This is a genomic window from Pseudoflavonifractor sp. SW1122, assembly GCF_012027765.1.
Taxonomy (GTDB): domain Bacteria; phylum Bacillota; class Clostridia; order Oscillospirales; family Oscillospiraceae; genus Enterenecus; species Enterenecus faecium.
Window position 1 is genome coordinate 1 of sequence record NZ_SJOS01000028.1, and the last position, 19,138, is coordinate 19,138.

The window sequence follows — 19,138 nt, forward strand, 5'->3', positions numbered from 1 at the left end:
GGTTGAAACAGCAGATTTTCTTTTGAATGATAAAAGCCCTCGGCAGAGTTTCCCCGCCCTGAGGGGCGGGGAAATAAAATGAAATCTGTTTTTTCCGGGGACATGCGCCTCGGGAAAAACACTTCTCAGCCCGCCAGTGTGGAATTGGGTCGCCCTTTGACCCAATTATGCATGCAGCGGGCTGCATCCCCTCGAAAAAATGCTGGCATTTTTTCGAAAAAATAGGCCGCACAGCCAAAGCTGTGCGGCCTACTTTTTTGCAGACTGAAATTAGTCGGCGGGAGCGATGGCGCCCACGGGGCAGGTGCCGGCGCAAGCGCCGCAGTCGATGCAAGTACCAGCGTCGATCTGCATGTGATCGTCACCCATGGAAATAGCGCCCACGGGGCAAGCGGACTCGCAGGAGCCGCAGGACACGCAGGTGTCATTGATTGCATGTGCCATGTAAAATACACCTCCATCATTAGAGTTAGAACCATTCTCATTGTAGCATAACTGGCGAAAAATGCAACAAGGAATTTTGGGAAATGGACGAGGGAGAAAAATCTGGCCACAGGGGTATAAACTGGGGAAAAGCAACCCATGATTGGAGGGAAGACAGGAGGGATTCCATGGAAGACAGGAAGAAATGGAAGGAACGTTCCCCAGTGGGGAAGAAGGGCGGCCTGCCCCGGGATTCTGCGGGGTGGGGCGGAGAGATGCAAGCCACCCGGGCGGAACGGGCCAGAGTGCGGGAGGGTGGGGAGACCAAGCTCACCGACCGCTACTCCCGGGACCTCACCCGTCTGGCGGCCATGGGTGCCCTGGACCCTCTCATTGGACGGGACGAGGAGGTGGGCCGGGTGGTGCAGATCCTCTCCCGGCGCACCAAAAATAACCCCGCCCTGGTGGGAGAGCCAGGGGTGGGCAAAACCGCTGTGGCTGAGGGCCTGGCTATGCGCATGGCTTCCGGACAGGTGCCCCCGGTGCTGCGGGGCAAGCGACTTTTGTCCCTGGACCTGGTGTCCATGGTGGCGGGCACCAAGTACCGGGGTGAATTTGAAGATCGGGTGAACCAAATCCTGGCGGAGGTACACCGGGCGGGCAACGTCATCCTCTTTTTGGACGAGCTGCACAACATTGTGGGCGCGGGCTCGGCGGAAGGGGCCATTGACGCCGCCAACATTTTAAAGCCCGCCTTAGGGCGGGGTGAAATCCAGGTGGTGGGAGCCACCACTCTGGAGGAGTACCGGAAGTATATCGAGAAGGACTCCGCCCTGGAGCGGCGGTTCCAGCCCGTGCGGGTGGGGGAGCCCACCCCGGAGCAGACCCTGGAGATTTTGAAGGGAATCCGCCCCCGGTATGAGGCCCACCACGGCATTGTCATCACTGACCGGGCCCTTCAGGCGGCGGTGGAGCTGTCCCGGCGCTACCTCCCCGACCGCTTCCTGCCGGACAAGGCCATTGACCTCATGGACGAGGGGGCGGCCAAGCTGCGGATGCAGGGGGAAGTGCCCCACTCCCTGCGGGGCCTCATGGGCCGCATTGAACAGGCCGCCCGGGAGCGGCGGGCAGCCGCAGCGGAGCAGAATTACGAGCGGGCCGCCATGCTCCGGGATGCCGAGTGGGACTTCCGGGGGGAGCTGGAGCGGAAGCTGGCCCGGAAGCAACTGGCCCCCCACCAGCAGTTGGAGCCGGAGCACATCGCCTCGGTGGTGGCCCAGTGGACGGGGATCCCGGTGGAGACGGTGACCAAGGGGGAGGCCCGGCGGTTGCTGGAGCTGGAGGACGAGCTGCGGGCCCGGGTGGTGGGCCAGGACCAGGCGGTGGCGGCGGTGTCCGCCGCCATCCGCCGCAGCCGGGTAGGGCTCAAGGAGCCCAACCGCCCGGTGGGGGTGTTCCTCTTCCTGGGCCCCACCGGAGTGGGGAAGACCGAGCTGTGTCGGGCTCTGGCCGCCGCCCTCTTCGGCAGCGAGGAGGCCATTGTCCGTTTCGATATGTCCGAGTATATGGAGAAGCACTCGGTGTCCCGGCTGGTGGGTGCGCCCCCCGGCTATGTGGGCCACGAGGAGGGGGGACAGCTCACCGAGCGGGTGCGCCGCCGCCCCTGGTCGGTGGTGCTCTTTGACGAGCTGGAAAAGGCCCACTCCGATCTGCACAACATCCTGTTACAGGTCATGGAGGACGGGGTGCTCACCGACGGACTGGGGCGAAAGACGGACTTCCGCAACACCGTGGTGGTGATGACCTCCAACGTGGGGGCCCGCCACATGGTCAGCCACACGCCCCCCATGGGCTTTGCCGGGGGAGACCTGGACGCCTACCGCACCCGGGCCGTGATGGAGGAACTCAGACGCCAGTTCCCGCCGGAATTTCTCAACCGCCTGGACGAGGTGGTGCTCTTCCACCGCCTGGACCAGCCCCACTTGGAGCGCATCGCCGGGCGGCTGCTGGGTGGCCTGGAGGGCCGTTTGGCCGCACTGGGGGTGGGGCTCAAGGCAGACGAGAAGGCGGTGTCCCTGCTGGCCAGCCCCATGGAAGAGCGGGAGCGGGACCAGGGGGCCCGTCCCATCCGCCGCTCGGTGCGCCGCCGGGTGGAGGAGCCCGCCGCCCAGATGCTCCTCTCCCGGGACCTGGAGCGGGGAGACGTGCTGTGCCTGGGGGTGGAGGAGGAACAGCTGGTGCTCCACCGGGAGAAAAAGCAAATCTGAATGCGCAGCGGGCCGTCTCTCCAGTGAGATGGCCCGCTGTCTTTGTATGAATATGCATATATACGTGAATAAACCCCGGATATTGTGGAATATTACCCATAGAATTTTGGGAACAATTGAATAGTTATGCAAAATGGGGGTTGCAATTTTCCAGAAGAAGGGGTATACTCTACTTCACTAAGACAGAGAAACGCATTGGAGGAATGCAACCATGGCAGAAGTGAAAAAAGTAGTGCTGGCCTATTCCGGCGGCTTGGATACATCCATCATCATCCCCTGGCTGAAGGAGAACTACGGCAACCCTGAGATCATCGCCGTGTCCGGCGACGTGGGCCAGGGCACCGAGCTGGACGGCCTGGAGGAGAAGGCCATCAAGACCGGCGCCTCCAAGCTGTACGTGGAGGACCTCACCGACGAGATGGTGGACGACGTGATCATCCCCTCCATGATGATGGGGGCCAAGTATGAGGACTATCTGCTGGGCACCGCCTTCGCCCGGCCCATCATCGCCAAGCGTCTGGTGGAGATCGCCAAGGCCGAGGGCGCCGACGCCATCTGCCACGGCTGCACTGGCAAGGGCAACGACCAGGTGCGGTTCGAGCTGGCCATCAAGCGCTTTGCCCCGGAGATGACCATCATCGCCCCCTGGCGGGAGTGGGACATCAAGGGCCGGGAAGAGGAGATCGCCTACGCCGAGGCCCACAACGTGCCGTTGAAGATCAGCCGGGAGACCAACTACTCCAAGGATAAGAACCTGTGGCACCTGTCCCACGAGGGCCTGGACCTGGAGGACCCCGCCAACGAGCCCCAGTACGACAAGCCCGGCTTCCTGGAGATGGGCGTGTCCCCCGCCATGGCCCCCGACCAGGCGACTTATGTGACCATCGACTTTGAGAAGGGCTGGCCCGTGGCGGTGGACGGCCAGAAGATGAAGGCCAGCGACATCATCCGCAAGCTCAACGAGCTGGGCGGGGCCAACGGCATCGGCCTGCTGGACATTGTGGAGAACCGTCTGGTGGGTATGAAGGACCGGGGCGTGTACGAGACGCCCGGCGGCACCATCCTCTACCGGGCCCACGAGGTGCTGGAGATGATCACCATCGACAAGGACACCAAGCACATGAAGCAGAAGCTGGCCATCGACTTTGCCGACCTCATCTACAACGGCAAGTGGTTCACCCCCCTGCGGGAGGCCCTCCAGGCCTTCGCCGTGAAGACCCAGGAGTTCGTCACCGGCACCGTGAAGCTGAAGCTGTACAAGGGCAATATCATCACCTCTTCCGTCACCTCTCCCTGTTCTCTCTATTCCGAGAACCTGGTGACCTTTGAGGAGAGCGACTACAACCAGGACGACGCCACCGGATTCATCAATCTGTGGGGTCTGCCTGACACCGTGCAGGCGCTGCGGGAGCAGGGCAAGCTGTAATAATAGAGTGGCGTCGTCCTGCTCTGGCGGAGCCAGAGACGGCGCGAGTGCGCCGCCAATGGCCGTAGGCCATTGAAATCGCCGGAATTCACTTCTGGCGATTTGAGTGAAATCGAGGGGCCCCCGGCGAGTTTGCTCGCTGGGGAGGGACGCCACCGGATTTATCAATCTGTGGGGTCTGCCCGACACCGTGCAGGCGCTGCGGGAGCAGGGAAAGCTGTAATAACCTTTTGCGTAGAGGAGGGCTTTTCGCTCTCACCTCAGACGCTCAAAACTCTCTTGGTATAGAGCCTCGCAGAGTTCCGTCACCCGCAGGTGACGGAATAAAATGAAATCCCGTCATTTCCGGGGACATGCGCATCGGAAATGACACTTCTCATGACGGGTGGGGTGACTTTTTCGTAAGAAATCGAACCCCATCCGTCATGCAATCCTTTCGCCAAAGAAGTCTTGGGACTTCTTTGGCATGTTGCGCAGGGGCGGTTATCCTCCGCCCCTGCTGTGGTTTATTTTTCCGAAAGGCTGTGTTATTATGAAACTATGGGCAGGACGCTTCCAGAAGGAAACGGATACACAGGTCAACGACTTCAACTCCTCCATCACCTTTGACGCCCGCCTCTATGAACAGGATATCCGTGGCTCCATCGCCCACGCCACCATGCTGGGCCGTCAGGGCATCATTGAAGAGCACGAGGCGGAGAAGATTGTGGAGGGCCTGAAGGCCATTTTGGAGGACATCGAGGACGAGAAGGTGGAGTTCTCTCTGGACAACGAGGACATCCACATGAACATCGAGGCCCTCCTCACCCAGCGCATCGGCCAGACGGGCAAGCGTCTGCACACTGGACGCAGCCGTAACGACCAGGTGGCCACCGACTTCCGCCTGTATGTCAAGGAGCAGATTCCCACCATCATTGACATGATTGTGGATTTGCAGAAGGTGCTCATCCGTAAGGCCAAGGCCAATGTACATACGGTGATGCCCGGCTACACCCACTTGCAGCGGGCGCAGCCCACCACCTTCGGCCACTACATGATGGCCTACGCCAACATGCTGCGCCGGGATGTGACCCGGCTGGAGGACTGCCTGGAGCGCATGGACGAGTGCCCCCTGGGCGCCGGAGCTCTGGCCACCTCCACCTATCCCGTGGACCGGTTCCAGACCGCTGCCGCCCTGGGCTTCACTAAGCCCTGTGACAACTCCATGGACGCTGTGTCCGACCGGGACTACGCCATTGAGTTGCTCTCTAGCCTGTCCATCCTCATGATGCACCTGTCCCGGTTCTCCGAGGAGATCATTCTGTGGTGCTCCTGGGAGTTCAAGTTCGTGGACCTGGACGACGCCTACTCCACCGGCTCCTCCATCATGCCCCAGAAGAAGAATCCCGACGTGGCCGAGCTGGTCCGGGGCAAGACGGGGCGGGTGTACGGCTCCCTCATCACCCTGCTCACCGTGATGAAGGGTCTGCCCCTGGCCTACAACAAGGACATGCAGGAGGATAAGGAGCCGGTGTTTGACGCCATCGACACCGTGGAGCTGTGCGTGCCCGTGTTCGGGGCCATGCTGGACACCCTGACCGTGCGGCCCAAGAACATGTCCAAGGCGGCCTCCGGCGGCTTCATCAACGCCACCGACTGCGCCGACTACCTGGTGAAGAAGGGAATGCCCTTCCGGGAGGCCTATATGATTGTGGGCCGCCTGGTGAATATGTGCATCAAGTCCGGGGAGAGCCTGGACACCCTGCCGTTGAAGGACTTCCGCTCCATCAGCGCTCTGTTTGACGAGGACGTGTACGAGGCCCTCCAGCTCAAGACCTGCGTCAACGGCCGCACCGTGTACGGCGGCCCCTCGGAGGAGTCTGTCAACCAGCAAATTCAGCTCATGGAGGAGTTTGTCGCCCTCCACAGTCCAAAGCAATAAGGAGAGATTGCATATGAAAACCATTTCCGGCGGTGTCACCGCCCCCAAAGGCTTCCGGGCCGCTGGGGTGTACTGCGGGGTCAAGGCCAGCCATGCAGGGGTGCCCGGCACCCAAGGCAAGCCTGACCTGGCCATGATCGTGTCCGACTGCGAGTGTACCGCCGCCGCCACCTATACCCTAAACCGGGTGAAGGCCGCCCCTCTCTATGTGACCATGGGCCACCTGGAGGACGGGGTGTGCCGGGGCATTGTGGCCAACAGCGGCAACGCCAACGCCTGTGCCCCCCTCAGCCACGAAAACGCCGAGAAGATGTGTGAGCTGGCCGCCGACGCCACCGGGCTCAAGCCCCAGGACTTCGCTGTGGCCTCCACTGGCGTCATCGGCCAGACCCTGAACGTCGCCGCCATCCAGCGGGGGATGCCCCAGGTGGCCGGGGAGCTGTCCTATGAGGGCTCCGACGCCGCCGCCCACGCCATCATGACCACCGACACGGTGAAAAAGGAGATCGCCGTCACCGTCACCATCGGCGGCAAGCCGGTGACGGTGGGCGCCATTGCCAAGGGCTCCGGCATGATTCACCCCAACATGGGCACTATGCTGTGCTTTATCACCACCGACTGCGCCATCACCTCGGAGATGCTCTCTGACGCCCTCCACGACATTGTGCCCCGCACCTTCAACCGGGTCACCGTGGACGGGGACACCTCCACCAACGACATGTGTGTGGTGCTGGCCAACGGCATGGCAGAGAACACCCAGATCGAGTGGAAGGACGACGACTACACCCTCTTCTACAAGGCCCTGTACCAGGTGTGCGAGACCATGGCCCGTTCCATCGCCGGGGACGGCGAGGGCGCCAGCCGCCTCATCACCTGCACCGTCACCGGGGCACGCAGCGAGGAGGCTGCCGAGCGCCTTTCTAAGGCCGTGGTGGGGTCCTCCCTGGTGAAGGCCGCCATGTTTGGCGCCGACGCCAACTGGGGCCGGGTGCTGTGCGCCATGGGCTACTCCAAGGCCCCCTTCCGCCCCGAGTATGTGGACGTGTCCTTCTCCTCTGTCCAGGGCGAGATTCTGGTGTGCCAGCATGGCACCGGGGTGGACTTTGACGAGGACCTGGCCAAGAAGATTCTCAGCCAGGACGAGGTGGTCATTGCGGTCAACCTCCACGAGGGAGACGACCACGCCACTTGTTGGGGCTGCGACTTGACCTATGAGTATGTAAAAATCAACGGAGATTACCGCTCCTGATAAAAACGAAGGTGCTGAACATGGCTTATACACTGGCAGACCGGGCCCAAGTACTGGCTGAGGCTCTGCCCTACATTCAGAAATACAACGGCAAGACCATTGTGGTCAAATACGGCGGCAACGCCATGATCTCCCAGGAGCTGCGGGAAGCTGTCATCTCTGACATCATTCTCCTGTCCCTGGTCGGGCTAAATGTGGTGGTGGTCCACGGGGGCGGCCCCGAAATTAACCAGATGCTCAAACGCCTGGGTAAAGAGGGAAAATTCGTGGACGGCCTGCGCTACACCGACGAGGAGACCATGGACGTGGTGCAGCAGGTGCTGTGCGGCAAGGTGAACAAGGACCTGGTGGCCACCCTCAACCGCATGGGCGGCCGGGCCCTGGGGCTGTGCGGTATGGACGCCCAGCTGTTCCAGGCGGTGCAGCTGGACGAAAAATACGGCCTGGTGGGGGAGATCACCCACGTCAACCCCAAGGCGGTGCAGGATGCTCTGGCCATGGGGTATATCCCTGTGGTGTCCACCGTGGCCCTGGGCACCGATGCAGACACCGCCTATAACATCAACGCTGACACCGCCGCCGCCAAGCTGGCGGTGGCCCTGGGGGCGGAGAAGCTGGTGCTGCTCACCGACGTGCGGGGCCTGCTGCGAGACCCCAAGGATGAGTCCACCCTCATCCATTCTGTGGGGGTGTCTGAGATTCCCGGCCTCATCAAGGACGGCATCATCAGCGGCGGCATGATCCCCAAGATCGACTGTGCCGTGGAGGCGGTGCGCTCAGGGGTCAACTCCACCGTCATCCTGGACGGGCGCATTCCCCACTCTATTTTGATCGAATTGCTCTCCGACGACGGAGCGGGCACCATGCTGGTGCGATGAAGGAGGAGAAACCCATGAACACACAACAGCTGATGGACTTGGACCATCAATATTTGGTACAGACCTATGGCCGCAACCCCATCGCCCTGGACCACGGGCTGGGGGCCACCCTGTATGACCTGGAGGGCAAGGAGTACATCGACTTCGCCTCCGGCATCGGCGTGTTGTCCCTGGGCACCGCCCACCCCAAGTGGCTGGCGGCGGTGACCATGCAGGCGGCCAAGCTGGGCCACGCCTCCAATCTGTACTACACCCAGCCCTACGCCCAGCTGGCAGAGAAGCTGTGCACCCGGTCCGGCATGTCCGCCGCCTTCTTCGGCAACTCCGGTGCCGAGGGCAACGAGGGTATCATCAAGCTGGCCCGCAAGTACTCCTTTGACAAGTACGGCAAGGGGAGAGGCACTGTCATCACCCTCCACCGCTCCTTCCACGGCCGCACCATCACCACCCTGGCCGCCAACGGCCAGGAGGTGTTCCACCAGTATTTCTTCCCCTTCACGGAAGGATTCCGCAGCGCCGACCCCACCATGGAGGCCATCCAGGAGGTGGCGGGCCACGACGTGTGCGCTGTGCTGCTGGAGCTGGTGCAGGGCGAGGGCGGCGTGCTGCCCATGGACAAGGAATTTGTCCAGCAGCTGGCCCAGCTGTGTGAGAAGCGGGACTGGCTGCTGCTGGTGGATGAGGTACAGACGGGCATTGGCCGCACCGGCACCCTCTTTGCCTTCCAGCAGTACGGCATTCAGCCCGATGCCTGCTCCTTTGCCAAGGGCATTGCCGGGGGCCTGCCCATGGGCGGCTTCCTGGTCAACGAGAAGTGCCGCAACATCCTGGGCCCCGGCACCCACGGCTCCACCTTTGGTGGCAACCCCGTGAGCGCCGCCGCTGGCTGCGCCGTGCTGGAGGTGCTGGACGACGCCACCATCGCCCAGGTCAAGGAGAAGGGCGCTTATATCCGCCAGTCCATTGAGGACATGCATCTGCCCTGCCTGGGTAAGACCCGGGGCTTGGGTCTGATGATCGGCATTGATGTGGCGGAAGGCTACAACAACAAGGAACTGTGCGCCAAGCTCAATGTGGCCGGGCTGCTCACCCTCACCGCCGGAACCGGGCTGCGGTTCCTGCCCCCGCTGCTCATCACCCAGGAGGAGATGGACAAGGGCCTGAGCGTGTTCCACGACGTGCTGTCCAAGGTATAATATGGTTCCCAGGGAGGTTCGAAGAATGAAAAAGGATTTACTCAAGCTGTTGGATTTGAGCGGGGAGGACATCAAGGAGATTCTGGACACCGCCGACCAGATGAAGTACAGCCAGAAGCATGGCATTCCCCACGATGCGCTGCGGGGCAAGACCCTGGCCATGATCTTTGAGAAGAACTCCACCCGCACCCGTGTCTCCTTTGAGGTGGGCATGTACCAGCTGGGCGGCCACGCCCTGTTCCTCTCCGGCAAGGAGAGCCAGATCGGCCGAGGCGAGCCCATTGAGGACACCGCCCGGGTGCTGGCTCGCTACTGCGACGGCATCATGATTCGAACCTACTCCCAGGAGGAGGTGGAGGCTCTGGCCAAGTATGCCTCCATCCCCGTCATCAACGGCCTCACCGATTTTGCCCACCCCTGCCAGGTGCTGGCGGACCTGATGACCATCCGGGAGAAGATGACCCGGCTGGAGGGGCTGAAGATGGCCTTCATCGGGGACGGCAACAACATGGCAAACTCCCTCATCGTGGGCGGCCTCAAGTGCGGCATGGATGTGTCCGTGGCCTGTCCCCAGGGGTACGACCCGGACCCCCGGGTGCTGGACTTTGCCGCCACCGTGGAGGGGCCCAAGTTCCAGCTGTGCCGCAAGCCGGAGGACGCCGTGGTGGACGCCGACGTGGTCATCACCGACGTGTGGGCCTCCATGGGTCAGGAGGAGGAGCGTGCCGAGCGTGCCCGTGCCTTTGCCGGGTACTGCATCGACGACAAGCTCCTGTCTCTGGCCAAGCCTGGGTGCATGGTGCAGCACTGTCTGCCCGCCCACCGGGGGGAGGAGATCACCGCCGAGGTGTTCGAGGCCCACGCCGACGAGATCTTCGAGGAGGCGGAGAACCGGCTCCACGCCCAGAAGGCGGTTATGTACTTGCTGATGAAATGACGAAAAAGCGGTCCTCCCGGGGATGGGAGGACCGCTTTGGTTTTGCTGTGCGTTATACTTTGTAGAGGTAGATCCACTGATAGCCCAGATGGCTGAGCGAGCCCGACCGGATGGGCACTCGCAGGGGGTTAAACGCCCGGTAGGGCTCCCCCAGGCGGCAGACGTAGGTCACACCATCCACCTCAATCACCGGCTCCATGCCCGGCTCCAGCAGGGTGACCCCCTTGCCCTCCTGGGTGAAGTGGAGAATCAGCTGGTGAGAGAACTCTCCGGGGGTGGTGATGGGGTCGGTGGGCTCAATGTACATGTCGTGGTTGTAAGGCAGCAGTTTCATGGTGGCACCTCCCGGCCATGGCACAACGAAAAAACCCGCAAAAAAGGTGTGGCCCTTTCTTGCGGGTTTGCGTACAGGGCTCAGCTCAAATGCCCAAATAGCTCTTGAGCAGCGTCTGCAACAGCTCGTCCCGGTCCAGCTTGCGAATCAGGGCCCGGGCGTTGTTGTGGTTGGTGATGTAGGTGGGGTCTTCACTGAGGATGTAGCCCACCAGCTGGTTGATGGGATTGTAGCCCTTCTCCTGCAAGGAGGCGTAGACGGAACTGAGGATGGAGTGAATCTCGTCGTCCTTGTTCATATTGACGCTGAACTTGCGGGTATAATCAATATCATTCATTGGGAGCACCCCCGATAAAAATCTTCCAATCCGATTCATCGGATGAAAGTATTGTACCCCAAACGGGGCGAATTGTAAAGAGGGAGGAGGAAAAAACCCGTGGCAACCCAGGAAATGGATTGCCACGGGAAATAACTTGAAAACGCTTTTTGTGTAAAAAGCCTCGCAGAGTTCCGTCGCCCGCAGGTGACGGAATAAATTGAGATTTCGTATTTTCCCAGGACATGTGCATGGGAAAATACACTTCTCAGGCCGCAAACGTGCGAGCGCAAGCGAGTGCGATGCAGCGGACTGCAACTCTCTCACGAAAATGCTCGCATTTTCGTGAAGCGTCAGCCCATACGCTTGACTGCCACCACGTAGTTGCCGTAATAGCCGCCGAAGAGGGTGTCGGTGCGCACGGTGTTGCTGGTGGTAGAGGCGTGGAGCACAGTGTTGTCGCCGATGTACATCAGCACGTGGGTGGTGGGCAGGGTGCCGCCGGAGTAGTCATACTTGGAGTCGAAGATGTACACCAAGTCGCCGGGCTGCATCTCGTCCACGGAGACGAAACGACCGCTGTTGTAGTACTGGCTGGAAGAGCCACGGGCGATGGACACGCCCAGCTGGTTGAACACGTAGTAGAACAGGCCGGAGCAGTCGAAACTGTTGGGGCCGGCTGCGCCGTATACGTAGGGCTTGCCCAGCTGCTGCTTGGCCAGGGCCACAGCCTGCTCTCCGATGGAGGAGGTGGAGCTGTTGCCGCCGTCATTGTTGCCGCCATCCTTGATGGAGACGTACTCAGCGCTGACATAGCCCACGCCGTTCTTGTAGGAGATCTTGTACCAGCCGTTGCTGCTGCCCAGGATGGTCACAGAGTTGCCCTTGTACAGCAGGCCCAGACGGGAGTAGCCGGTGCCAGCACCGGAGCGCACGTTCAGGGCATCGGCGGTGATGGTGCCGATGGACTGGGTGTCGCTGCTGCCGGAGTCGGAGCCGCCGGAATTGCCGGAGTTGCCGTCATTCCAGGTGATGTACTCAGCGCAGACAAAGGCGCTGCCGCTGCCGTAGGAGATCTTGTACCAGCCATTGCCGCAGTCGGCCAAAATGGACACGGAGTTACCATTGTACAGGTAGCCCACACGGGAATAGCCGGTGCCAGCGCCGGAGCGCACATTCAGGCAGGCGGTGTTGACGGTGCCGGTGCCAATGGGGTTGGAGCTGCCGGAGTCGGAGCCGCCGGAGCTGCCGGACACCTTCACCCACTCGGCGGACACGTAGCCGGAGTAGCCAGCGCCGGTGATCTTATACCAGCCGTTGCCGCAGTCCTCCTGGATGATCAGAGTGGTGCCCTTGTACACCAGACCCTTGCTGGCGTAGCCAGTGCCGGCGCCAGAGCGGACATGGAGGGCGTCGGCGGTGACGGTGCACTGACCCACCACAGCCTCGCTGCCGGTGAGGGTCACATCCAGCCAGTCGGCGGACATGTAGCCCACCTGATCGCCGTAAGAGACCTTGTACCAGCCGTCCAACTCCTCCAGGAGGGTGACGACGCTGTTGTGGGGGGCCAGGGTGAGAATGCTGGAGTTGGTGTTGGCCTGGCTGCGCAGGCGCAGGGCATCTGCCGTCACGGTACCGGTGCCAATGGAAGCCATGGCAATGCCGGTGGTCATGACCAATGCAAGGCCGGTGATGGCGGCGACCTTGATCAGTCCCTTCTTACTGTGCATGGGTTTCAGCCTCCTGTTGGTTTGGTTATTTTCCAGACAGGGCACGCATCAGCCAGATGGAGCCCATGTCGATGGCAGAGAACAGATCGGGGAGATCGGACTTCTTCACCACACGGTCCCGGCTCTTCAGGTCGGGGTCGGTGAGCTGAAGCTCCAGATGGACCTTGTCGGCAATCTCCAGATCGCCGGACTTGGTGGTGCTCGTCACCTGGATCATAATGATATACTTATCCGCCATGGACCCGTAGTAGATCAGGTTGTCCTTGCGGCGCAGGGGGTGTCCCTTGTACATGAGAGTGCTGGATTTATCAGCCATGATAGCCTCCTTAGAAGTATGCGAAAGATTCATTGTAACCAATTTGTAACTATTGTAACTCTTTGTTTCCCCTTTGTCAACCATAGATATTGTCGAAAAAGGCCCTCCTGCCACTTTTTTCAGGGCAGAAGGGCCTTTTATCAAGTTCGCATCAGAACCACGGCGAAAAGCACCGCATCCAGAATAACCAGCAGGGGAACCGTCACATAGAACTTGGGCTTTCGGATTTTGTGGTGAAACAGGTACATGCCCGTAAGCCCCCCCACGGCTCCGCCCGCCAGACAGGCAAAGAGGAGGGAGGCCTCGGGAATGCGACGGCGGCCCAGCTTGGCCATGAGCTTGTCCCAGCCGAAGAGGAGCAGGGTGAAGGCGGAGAGTACCCCCAGCCACACCAGCACCAAGTAGACAGGCTTAGTCATGGTGGAGCTGAGACTCCAGGTAGTCCTCATAGCTCATACGCTTGTCAATGAGCTTGCCGTCGGGGGTGAAGTCGAAGATCCGGTTGGCCACGGTCTGCACCAGCTGGTGGTCGTGGGAGGACACCAGCACGTTGCACTTGACGGACTCCAGGCCGTTGTTCAAAGCGGCGATGGACTCCAGGTCCAGGTGGTTGGTGGGCTGGTCCAGCAGCAGCACGTTGGATCCGGACAGCATCATCCGGGAGAGCATGCACCGCACCTTCTCACCACCGGAGAGCACCTTCACGGGCTTGAAGATGTCGTCCCCGGAGAAGAGCATCCGGCCCAGGAAGCCTCGGAGGTAGCTCTCGTGCTGGTCCTCGGAGAACTGGCGCATCCAGTCCAGGATGTTCAGGTCACAGTCGTTGAAGAAGGGGGAGTTGTCCTTGGGGAAGTAGGAGAAGGTGGCGGTCTGGCCCCACTTCACGGTGCCCTCATCGGGCTCCCACTCGCCGGTGAGAATCTTAAAGAGGGCAGTGTGGGCGTTTTCGTTGTCGCCCACAAAGGCGATCTTGTCCCCGTGGCCCACGATGAAGGACACCTTGTCCAGCACCTTCACCCCGTCCACGGTCTTGGACACGTCGGTGACAAAGAGGATGTCCTTGCCCACTTCCCGGTCGGGGGAGAAGCCCACCCAGGGATAGCGGCGGGAGGAGGCGGGCAGCTCCTGGACGGTGAGCTTGTCCAGCAGCTTGCGGCGGGCAGTGGCCTGCTTGGACTTGGACTTGTTGGCGGAGAACCGGGAGATAAACTCCTGGAGTTCCTTGATCTTGTCCTCGTTGCGCTTGTTCTGCTGCTTGATGAGGTTTTGCACCAGCTGGGAGGACTCATACCAGAAGTCGTAGTTGCCCACGTACATCTTGATCTGGTTGTAGTCGATGTCCACGATGTGGGTGCACACGGTGTTGAGGAAGTGACGGTCGTGGCTGACCACGATGACGGTGCCGTCGTAGTCCAGCAGGAAGTCGTTGAGCCACTCCACGGCAGCAATGTCCAGGTTGTTGGTGGGCTCGTCCAGCAGCAGGATGTCGGGGTTGCCGAACAGGGCCTGAGCCAGCAGTACCTTCACCTTGAGACGGGCGTCCAGGGTCTCCATGTTGTAGTCGTGCAGGTCCACCCCAATGCCCAGGCCCTGGAGAATGCGGCTGGCGTCGGACTCGGCCTCGTAGCCGCCCATCTCAGCGTACTCTGCCTGGAGGTCGGCAGCCCGCAGGCCGTCCTCGTCGGTGAAGTCCTCCTTCTCGTAGAGGGCGTTCATCTCCCGGCCAATCTCGTACAGGGTCTGGTTGCCCATGATGACCGTGTCCAGCACGGTGTAGGCGTCATAGGCGTTCTGGTCCTGCTTCAGCACGGACATGCGCACCTTGGGCAGGATGGACACCGAGCCGCTGGTGGGCTCCAGCTGGCCGGAGAGGATTTTCAGAAAGGTGGATTTACCAGCGCCGTTGGCGCCGATGATGCCGTAGCAGTTGCCCCGGGTGAACTGCAGGTCCACGTGGGAGAACAGGGGGGCGCCCTGATAGCTCAGGGACAGATCAGAAACAGTAATCATGTGGGACTCCTTTATGGTGATTCAATGGTTTGTAGACATACTCCTCTACATCCTACCATATGTAACGGGAAAATGGTAGAGTGAATTTTAAGGGATTCCGGAGGGAATCGGGGAAAAGAGACAAAAAACAAGCGGGGATTTCTCCCCGCTTGTGGCTTTTGTTCATGTGTCAGCCCTTGACAGATGCGCAATCCTATGGTATCATTAATTGCTTTTAACATATGGTCCAAAGCCCGGAGAATACTCCCCCAGGCTAAGCACAGTATACCAGACCATACCAGGAAATGCAAGAGCGAATTTTCCGATTGTGACAACAACCCCGGGTGTGCGCAACTGCGTCCACCTGCAAAATTCTTACGAAGTGGAGCGTGATCAGCAAATGGCAAGAGCGGTCAAAGACGTCTATTACGGCAAGACCTTGCGCAAGAGCTTCGCCCGCAGCGAGGAGATTCTGGAGATGCCCTACCTGTTGGAGATCCAGAAGTCTTCCTACAAGTGGTTCTTTGAGACCGGGCTGCAGGAAGTGTTCAACGACGTGGAGGCCATCACCGACTATGCCGGGAACCTGGAGCTGAGCTTTATCGGCTTCTCCATGGACGACCCCCCCAAGTACACCATTGAAGAGTGCAAAGCCCAGGACGCCACCTATGCCGCCCCCATTAAGGTGCAGGTGCGTCTGCGCAACAAGGAGACGGGCGAGATCAAGGAGCAGGAAATCTTCATGGGCGATTTCCCCCTGATGACCGATGCCGGCACCTTCGTCATCAACGGCGCTGAGCGTGTTATCGTCTCCCAGATCGTGCGTTCTCCCGGCGTGTACTACGCCAAGAACGCCGACAAGGCCGACAACATCACCTACGCCTCCACCGTGATTCCCTATCGCGGCGCCTGGCTGGAGTATGAGACCGACCTGTCCGATGTGTTCTATGTGCGTATCGACAAAAACCGCAAGCTGCCCATTACGTGCCTCATCCGTGCTGTAGGTCCCAAGACCGACGCCGAGATTCTGGACATGTTCGGCGAGGACCCCCGCATCCTGGCCACCCTGGAGAAGGATTCCTGCAAGACCTATGAGGAGGCCCTGCTGGAGATCTACCGCAAGATGCGGCCCGGCGAGCCCCCCACGGTGGACTCCGCCGAGAGCCTGCTCAATGCGCTGTTCTTCGACCCCCGCCGCTACGACCTGTCCGCCGTGGGCCGCTACAAGTTCAACAAGAAGCTGACCATGTGGACCCGTCTGTCCGGCCAGAAGCTGGCTGCCCCCGTGGCCGACCCCTCCACCGGCGAGATCGTGGCCGAGGCCGGCGAGGTGCTCACCCGTGAGCGGGCCATGGAGCTGGACCGCCTGGGCGTCAACGAGGCCTTTGTGGAGGTGGAGGACCTGCACACCGGCACCCATATCGTCAAGGTGTTCTCCAACGGCATGGTCAACATGGCCGACTTCGTGGACTTCGACCCCGAGACCGTGGGCGTGTCCGAGAAGGTGCGCTTTGTGGTGCTCAAGGAGCTGCTGGAGAAGCGGGATGCCGAGGGCCTCTCTCAGGAGGACTTCGCCGACCTGATCCGGGAGCGCATCACCGACCTCATCCCCAACCACATCATTGTGGATGACATGATGGCCACCATCAACTACCTCAACTGCCTGGCCTTTGGCGTGGGCACCCCCGACGACATCGACCACCTGGGCAACCGTCGCCTGCGCTGCGTGGGCGAGCTGCTGCAGAACCAGTTCCGCATCGGCTTCACCCGCATGGAGCGAGTGATTCGGGAGCGCATGACCATCCAGGACCTGGACATCGTCACCCCCCAGTCCCTCATCAACATCCGTCCCGTCACCGCCGCCATCAAGGAGTTCTTCGGGTCCAGCCCCCTGTCTCAGTTCATGGACCAGACCAACCCTCTGGCCGAGCTGACCCACAAGCGCCGTCTGTCCGCTCTGGGCCCCGGCGGTCTGAGCCGTGACCGCGCCTCCTTCGACGTGCGAGACGTTCACTACAGCCACTATGGCCGTCTGTGCCCCATCGAGACCCCCGAAGGTCCCAACATCGGCCTGATCTCCTACCTGGCTTCCTACGCCCGCATCAACCGCTACGGCTTCATCGAGGCCCCCTACCGTAAGGTGGAGCGCATCTATGACGAGAACGGCAAGTGCGTGGCCGCCCGTGTCACCGACCAGGTGGAATACATGACCGCCGATGTGGAGGACGAGTTCAACGTGGCCCAGGCCACCGAGCCCGTGGGTGAGGATGGCACCTTCCTCAACCGCCGTGTGGCCTGCCGTCACCGCAACGAGATCATCGAGGTGGACTTCAACCAGGTGGACTACGTGGACGTGTCCCCCAAGATGATGGTGTCCGTGGCTACCGCCATGATTCCCTTCCTGCAAAACGACGACGCCAACCGTGCTCTGATGGGTGCAAACATGCAGCGTCAGGCCGTGCCTCTGCTGACCACCCAGGCCCCCATCGTGGCCACCGGTCAGGAGTACAAGAACTGCCAGGACTCCGAGGTGGTTGTGCTGGCCGAGGGCGACGGTGTGGTCACCAAGGTGGACGCCACCGCCATCACTGTGCGCTACGACGCCGGTGAGACCAAGACCTACAAGCTCACCAAGTTCCTGCGCTCCAACCACGGCACCTGCATCAACCAGCGTCCCATCGTCTCCGTGGGCGATCGGGTGAAGGCCCGGGACACCCTGGCCGACGGCCCCTCCACCTGCGACGGCGAGATCGCCCTGGGTAAGAACATCCTCATGGGCTTTATGACCTGGGAAGGTTACAACTACGAGGACGCCATTCTGCTCAACGAGCGGATGGTGAAGGAGGACGTATTCACCTCCATCCACATTGAGGAATATGAGACCGAGGCCCGTGACACCAAGCTGGGCCCCGAGGAGATCACCCGTGATATCACCAACGTGGGCGAGGACGCCCTGAAGGACCTGGACGAGCGCGGCATCATCCGCGTGGGCGCCGAGGTCCACGCCGGCGACTACCTGGTGGGTAAGGTCACCCCCAAGGGCGAGACCGAGATGACCGCCGAGGAGCGCCTGCTGCGGGCCATCTTCGGCGAGAAGGCCCACGAGACCCGTGACACCTCCCTGAAGGTGCCCCACGGCGAGTGCGGCATCATCGTGGACGTGAAGGTGTTCACCCGGGAAGAGGGCGCCGAGCTGGCGCCCGGCGTCAACCAGGTGGTCCGCGTCTACATCGCCCAGAAGCGTAAGATCAGCGTGGGCGATAAGATGGCCGGTCGTCACGGTAACAAGGGTGTTGTGTCCCGCATCCTGCCCCAGGAGGATATGCCCTTCCTGCCCGACGGCACCCCCCTGGACATCGTGCTGAACCCCCTGGGCGTGCCTTCCCGAATGAACATCGGTCAGGTGCTGGAGGTCCACCTGGGCTACGCTGCCAAGGCTCTGGGCTGGAAGGTGGCCACCCCCATCTTCAACGGCGCCGACGAGAAGGACATTGCCGATACCCTGGAGCTGGCTGGCCTGCGCCGGGACGGCAAGAGCTGGCTGTACGACGGTCGTACCGGCGAGCGGTTTGACAACCCCGTCACCGTGGGCTATGTGTACTTCCTCAAGCTGCACCACCTGGTGGACGATAAGATCCACGCCCGTTCCACCGGCCCCTACTCCCTGGTCACCCAGCAGCCCTTGGGCGGCAAGGCCCAGTTCGGCGGCCAGCGCTTCGGCGAGATGGAGGTGTGGGCTCTGGAGGCTTACGGCGCTGCCTACACCCTGCAGGAGATCCTCACCGTCAAGTCCGACGACGTCACCGGACGTGTGCGCACCTACGAGTCCATTGTCAAGGGCTTCAACGTGCCCAAGCCCGGCGTGCCCGAGTCCTTCAAGGTTCTGGTCAAGGAGCTCCAGGCCCTGTGTCTGGACATCCAGGTCCTGGACGAGCACGGCAACCAGATCGAGCTCAAGGACGAGGACGAGGATACCTATCAGCCCGGCCGCTTCAAGGAGGATTACGACCGCTACCAGGATTATGGCAGCGAGAGTGACTTCGCCCAGGCTGGCTTTACCATGAAGGAGACCAGCGACGACGACGATCTGTCCGTGGCCATCAATGAGAATGATACCGCCGACCGGGATGACTCCTACGGCGATGAAGACTAAGAA

Annotated in this window: 15 protein-coding genes; 8 read left to right on the forward strand and 7 right to left on the reverse strand. The window is 61.2% G+C overall.

From position 1 onward, the window contains the following. Positions 1-270: 270 nt before the first annotated feature. Entirely contained in the window at positions 271-444 is a 174-nt protein-coding gene (locus E0L15_RS07815; protein WP_087231544.1) for a 4Fe-4S binding protein, read from the reverse strand. A 167-nt stretch (positions 445-611) separates the two neighbouring features. On the opposite strand from E0L15_RS07815, the gene E0L15_RS07820 reads away from it, so the two are divergent. The 7 genes from E0L15_RS07820 (at position 612) to argF (ending at position 10,297) form a co-directional block, all read left to right on the forward strand. Beyond that, a complete protein-coding gene (locus E0L15_RS07820; protein ID WP_243155439.1) occupies positions 612-2,690 on the forward strand; it encodes an ATP-dependent Clp protease ATP-binding subunit in 2,079 nt (692 codons plus the stop codon). Between the two features lie 211 nt (positions 2,691-2,901). Next, positions 2,902-4,116, forward strand: coding sequence for an argininosuccinate synthase (locus tag E0L15_RS07825; RefSeq protein WP_168125158.1), 1,215 nt, complete (start codon positions 2,902-2,904; stop codon positions 4,114-4,116). Between the two features lie 532 nt (positions 4,117-4,648). Then, complete coding sequence (gene argH / locus E0L15_RS07830) at positions 4,649-6,037, forward strand: argininosuccinate lyase (RefSeq protein WP_168125159.1); 1,389 nt, start codon at positions 4,649-4,651, stop codon at positions 6,035-6,037. A gap of 13 nt (positions 6,038-6,050) precedes the next feature. After that, a complete protein-coding gene (gene argJ / locus E0L15_RS07835; RefSeq protein ID WP_168125160.1) occupies positions 6,051-7,286 on the forward strand; it encodes a bifunctional glutamate N-acetyltransferase/amino-acid acetyltransferase ArgJ in 1,236 nt (411 codons plus the stop codon). Between the two features lie 20 nt (positions 7,287-7,306). Then, on the forward strand, positions 7,307-8,164 hold the full coding sequence (argB, locus tag E0L15_RS07840) for an acetylglutamate kinase (RefSeq protein WP_168125161.1): 858 nt from the start codon (positions 7,307-7,309) through the stop codon (positions 8,162-8,164). A 14-nt stretch (positions 8,165-8,178) separates the two neighbouring features. Then, positions 8,179-9,360 (forward strand): acetylornithine transaminase, encoded by a 1,182-nt coding sequence (locus E0L15_RS07845; protein ID WP_168125162.1) that lies wholly within the window; start codon positions 8,179-8,181, stop codon positions 9,358-9,360. Positions 9,361-9,385: 25 nt separating this feature from the next. After that, complete coding sequence (gene argF / locus E0L15_RS07850) at positions 9,386-10,297, forward strand: ornithine carbamoyltransferase (protein ID WP_168125163.1); 912 nt, start codon at positions 9,386-9,388, stop codon at positions 10,295-10,297. Positions 10,298-10,349: 52 nt separating this feature from the next. On the opposite strand, the gene E0L15_RS07855 is transcribed toward argF, so the two are convergent. The 6 genes from E0L15_RS07855 to E0L15_RS07880 all read right to left on the reverse strand — a co-directional run bounded on the left by E0L15_RS07855 (position 10,350) and on the right by E0L15_RS07880 (position 15,003). Further along, positions 10,350-10,631: a hypothetical protein gene (locus E0L15_RS07855; RefSeq protein ID WP_168125164.1), complete on the reverse strand. Its 282-nt coding sequence runs from the start codon at positions 10,629-10,631 to the stop codon at positions 10,350-10,352. An 85-nt stretch (positions 10,632-10,716) separates the two neighbouring features. Continuing rightward, positions 10,717-10,968, reverse strand: coding sequence for an IreB family regulatory phosphoprotein (locus E0L15_RS07860; protein WP_087231569.1), 252 nt, complete (start codon positions 10,966-10,968; stop codon positions 10,717-10,719). Between the two features lie 332 nt (positions 10,969-11,300). Beyond that, the gene (locus tag E0L15_RS07865) at positions 11,301-12,677 is read right to left on the reverse strand and encodes an SH3 domain-containing protein (protein WP_087231572.1); all 1,377 of its coding nucleotides are present in this window, start codon (positions 12,675-12,677) and stop codon (positions 11,301-11,303) included. Between the two features lie 25 nt (positions 12,678-12,702). Then, the gene (locus E0L15_RS07870) at positions 12,703-12,993 is read right to left on the reverse strand and encodes a hypothetical protein (RefSeq protein WP_168125165.1); all 291 of its coding nucleotides are present in this window, start codon (positions 12,991-12,993) and stop codon (positions 12,703-12,705) included. Between the two features lie 140 nt (positions 12,994-13,133). Continuing rightward, complete coding sequence (locus E0L15_RS07875) at positions 13,134-13,412, reverse strand: DUF1294 domain-containing protein (RefSeq protein WP_168125166.1); 279 nt, start codon at positions 13,410-13,412, stop codon at positions 13,134-13,136. Next, positions 13,405-15,003 (reverse strand): ATP-binding cassette domain-containing protein, encoded by a 1,599-nt coding sequence (locus tag E0L15_RS07880; protein WP_168125167.1) that lies wholly within the window; start codon positions 15,001-15,003, stop codon positions 13,405-13,407. The genes E0L15_RS07875 and E0L15_RS07880 overlap by 8 nt, the downstream gene beginning before the upstream one ends. A 379-nt stretch (positions 15,004-15,382) precedes the next feature. Between E0L15_RS07880 and rpoB the strand changes: the two genes are divergently transcribed. Beyond that, positions 15,383-19,135, forward strand: a complete 3,753-nt coding sequence (gene rpoB / locus E0L15_RS07885; RefSeq protein WP_168125168.1) for a DNA-directed RNA polymerase subunit beta — start codon at positions 15,383-15,385, stop codon at positions 19,133-19,135. Positions 19,136-19,138 lie beyond the last annotated feature (3 nt).

Coding starts and splice junctions, on each gene's coding strand:
- argB (WP_168125161.1), top strand. CDS start 7,307: ATGGCTTATACACTGGCAGACCGGGCCCAAGTACTGGCTGAGGCTCTG.
- E0L15_RS07870 (WP_168125165.1), bottom strand. CDS start 12,993: ATGGCTGATAAATCCAGCACTCTCATGTACAAGGGACACCCCCTGCGC.
- argH (WP_168125159.1), top strand. CDS start 4,649: ATGAAACTATGGGCAGGACGCTTCCAGAAGGAAACGGATACACAGGTC.
- E0L15_RS07860 (WP_087231569.1), bottom strand. CDS start 10,968: ATGAATGATATTGATTATACCCGCAAGTTCAGCGTCAATATGAACAAG.
- argJ (WP_168125160.1), top strand. CDS start 6,051: ATGAAAACCATTTCCGGCGGTGTCACCGCCCCCAAAGGCTTCCGGGCC.
- E0L15_RS07815 (WP_087231544.1), bottom strand. CDS start 444: ATGGCACATGCAATCAATGACACCTGCGTGTCCTGCGGCTCCTGCGAG.
- E0L15_RS07875 (WP_168125166.1), bottom strand. CDS start 13,412: ATGACTAAGCCTGTCTACTTGGTGCTGGTGTGGCTGGGGGTACTCTCC.
- argF (WP_168125163.1), top strand. CDS start 9,386: ATGAAAAAGGATTTACTCAAGCTGTTGGATTTGAGCGGGGAGGACATC.
- rpoB (WP_168125168.1), top strand. CDS start 15,383: ATGGCAAGAGCGGTCAAAGACGTCTATTACGGCAAGACCTTGCGCAAG.
- E0L15_RS07865 (WP_087231572.1), bottom strand. CDS start 12,677: ATGCACAGTAAGAAGGGACTGATCAAGGTCGCCGCCATCACCGGCCTT.
- E0L15_RS07825 (WP_168125158.1), top strand. CDS start 2,902: ATGGCAGAAGTGAAAAAAGTAGTGCTGGCCTATTCCGGCGGCTTGGAT.
- E0L15_RS07855 (WP_168125164.1), bottom strand. CDS start 10,631: ATGAAACTGCTGCCTTACAACCACGACATGTACATTGAGCCCACCGAC.
- E0L15_RS07820 (WP_243155439.1), top strand. CDS start 612: ATGGAAGACAGGAAGAAATGGAAGGAACGTTCCCCAGTGGGGAAGAAG.
- E0L15_RS07880 (WP_168125167.1), bottom strand. CDS start 15,003: ATGATTACTGTTTCTGATCTGTCCCTGAGCTATCAGGGCGCCCCCCTG.
- E0L15_RS07845 (WP_168125162.1), top strand. CDS start 8,179: ATGAACACACAACAGCTGATGGACTTGGACCATCAATATTTGGTACAG.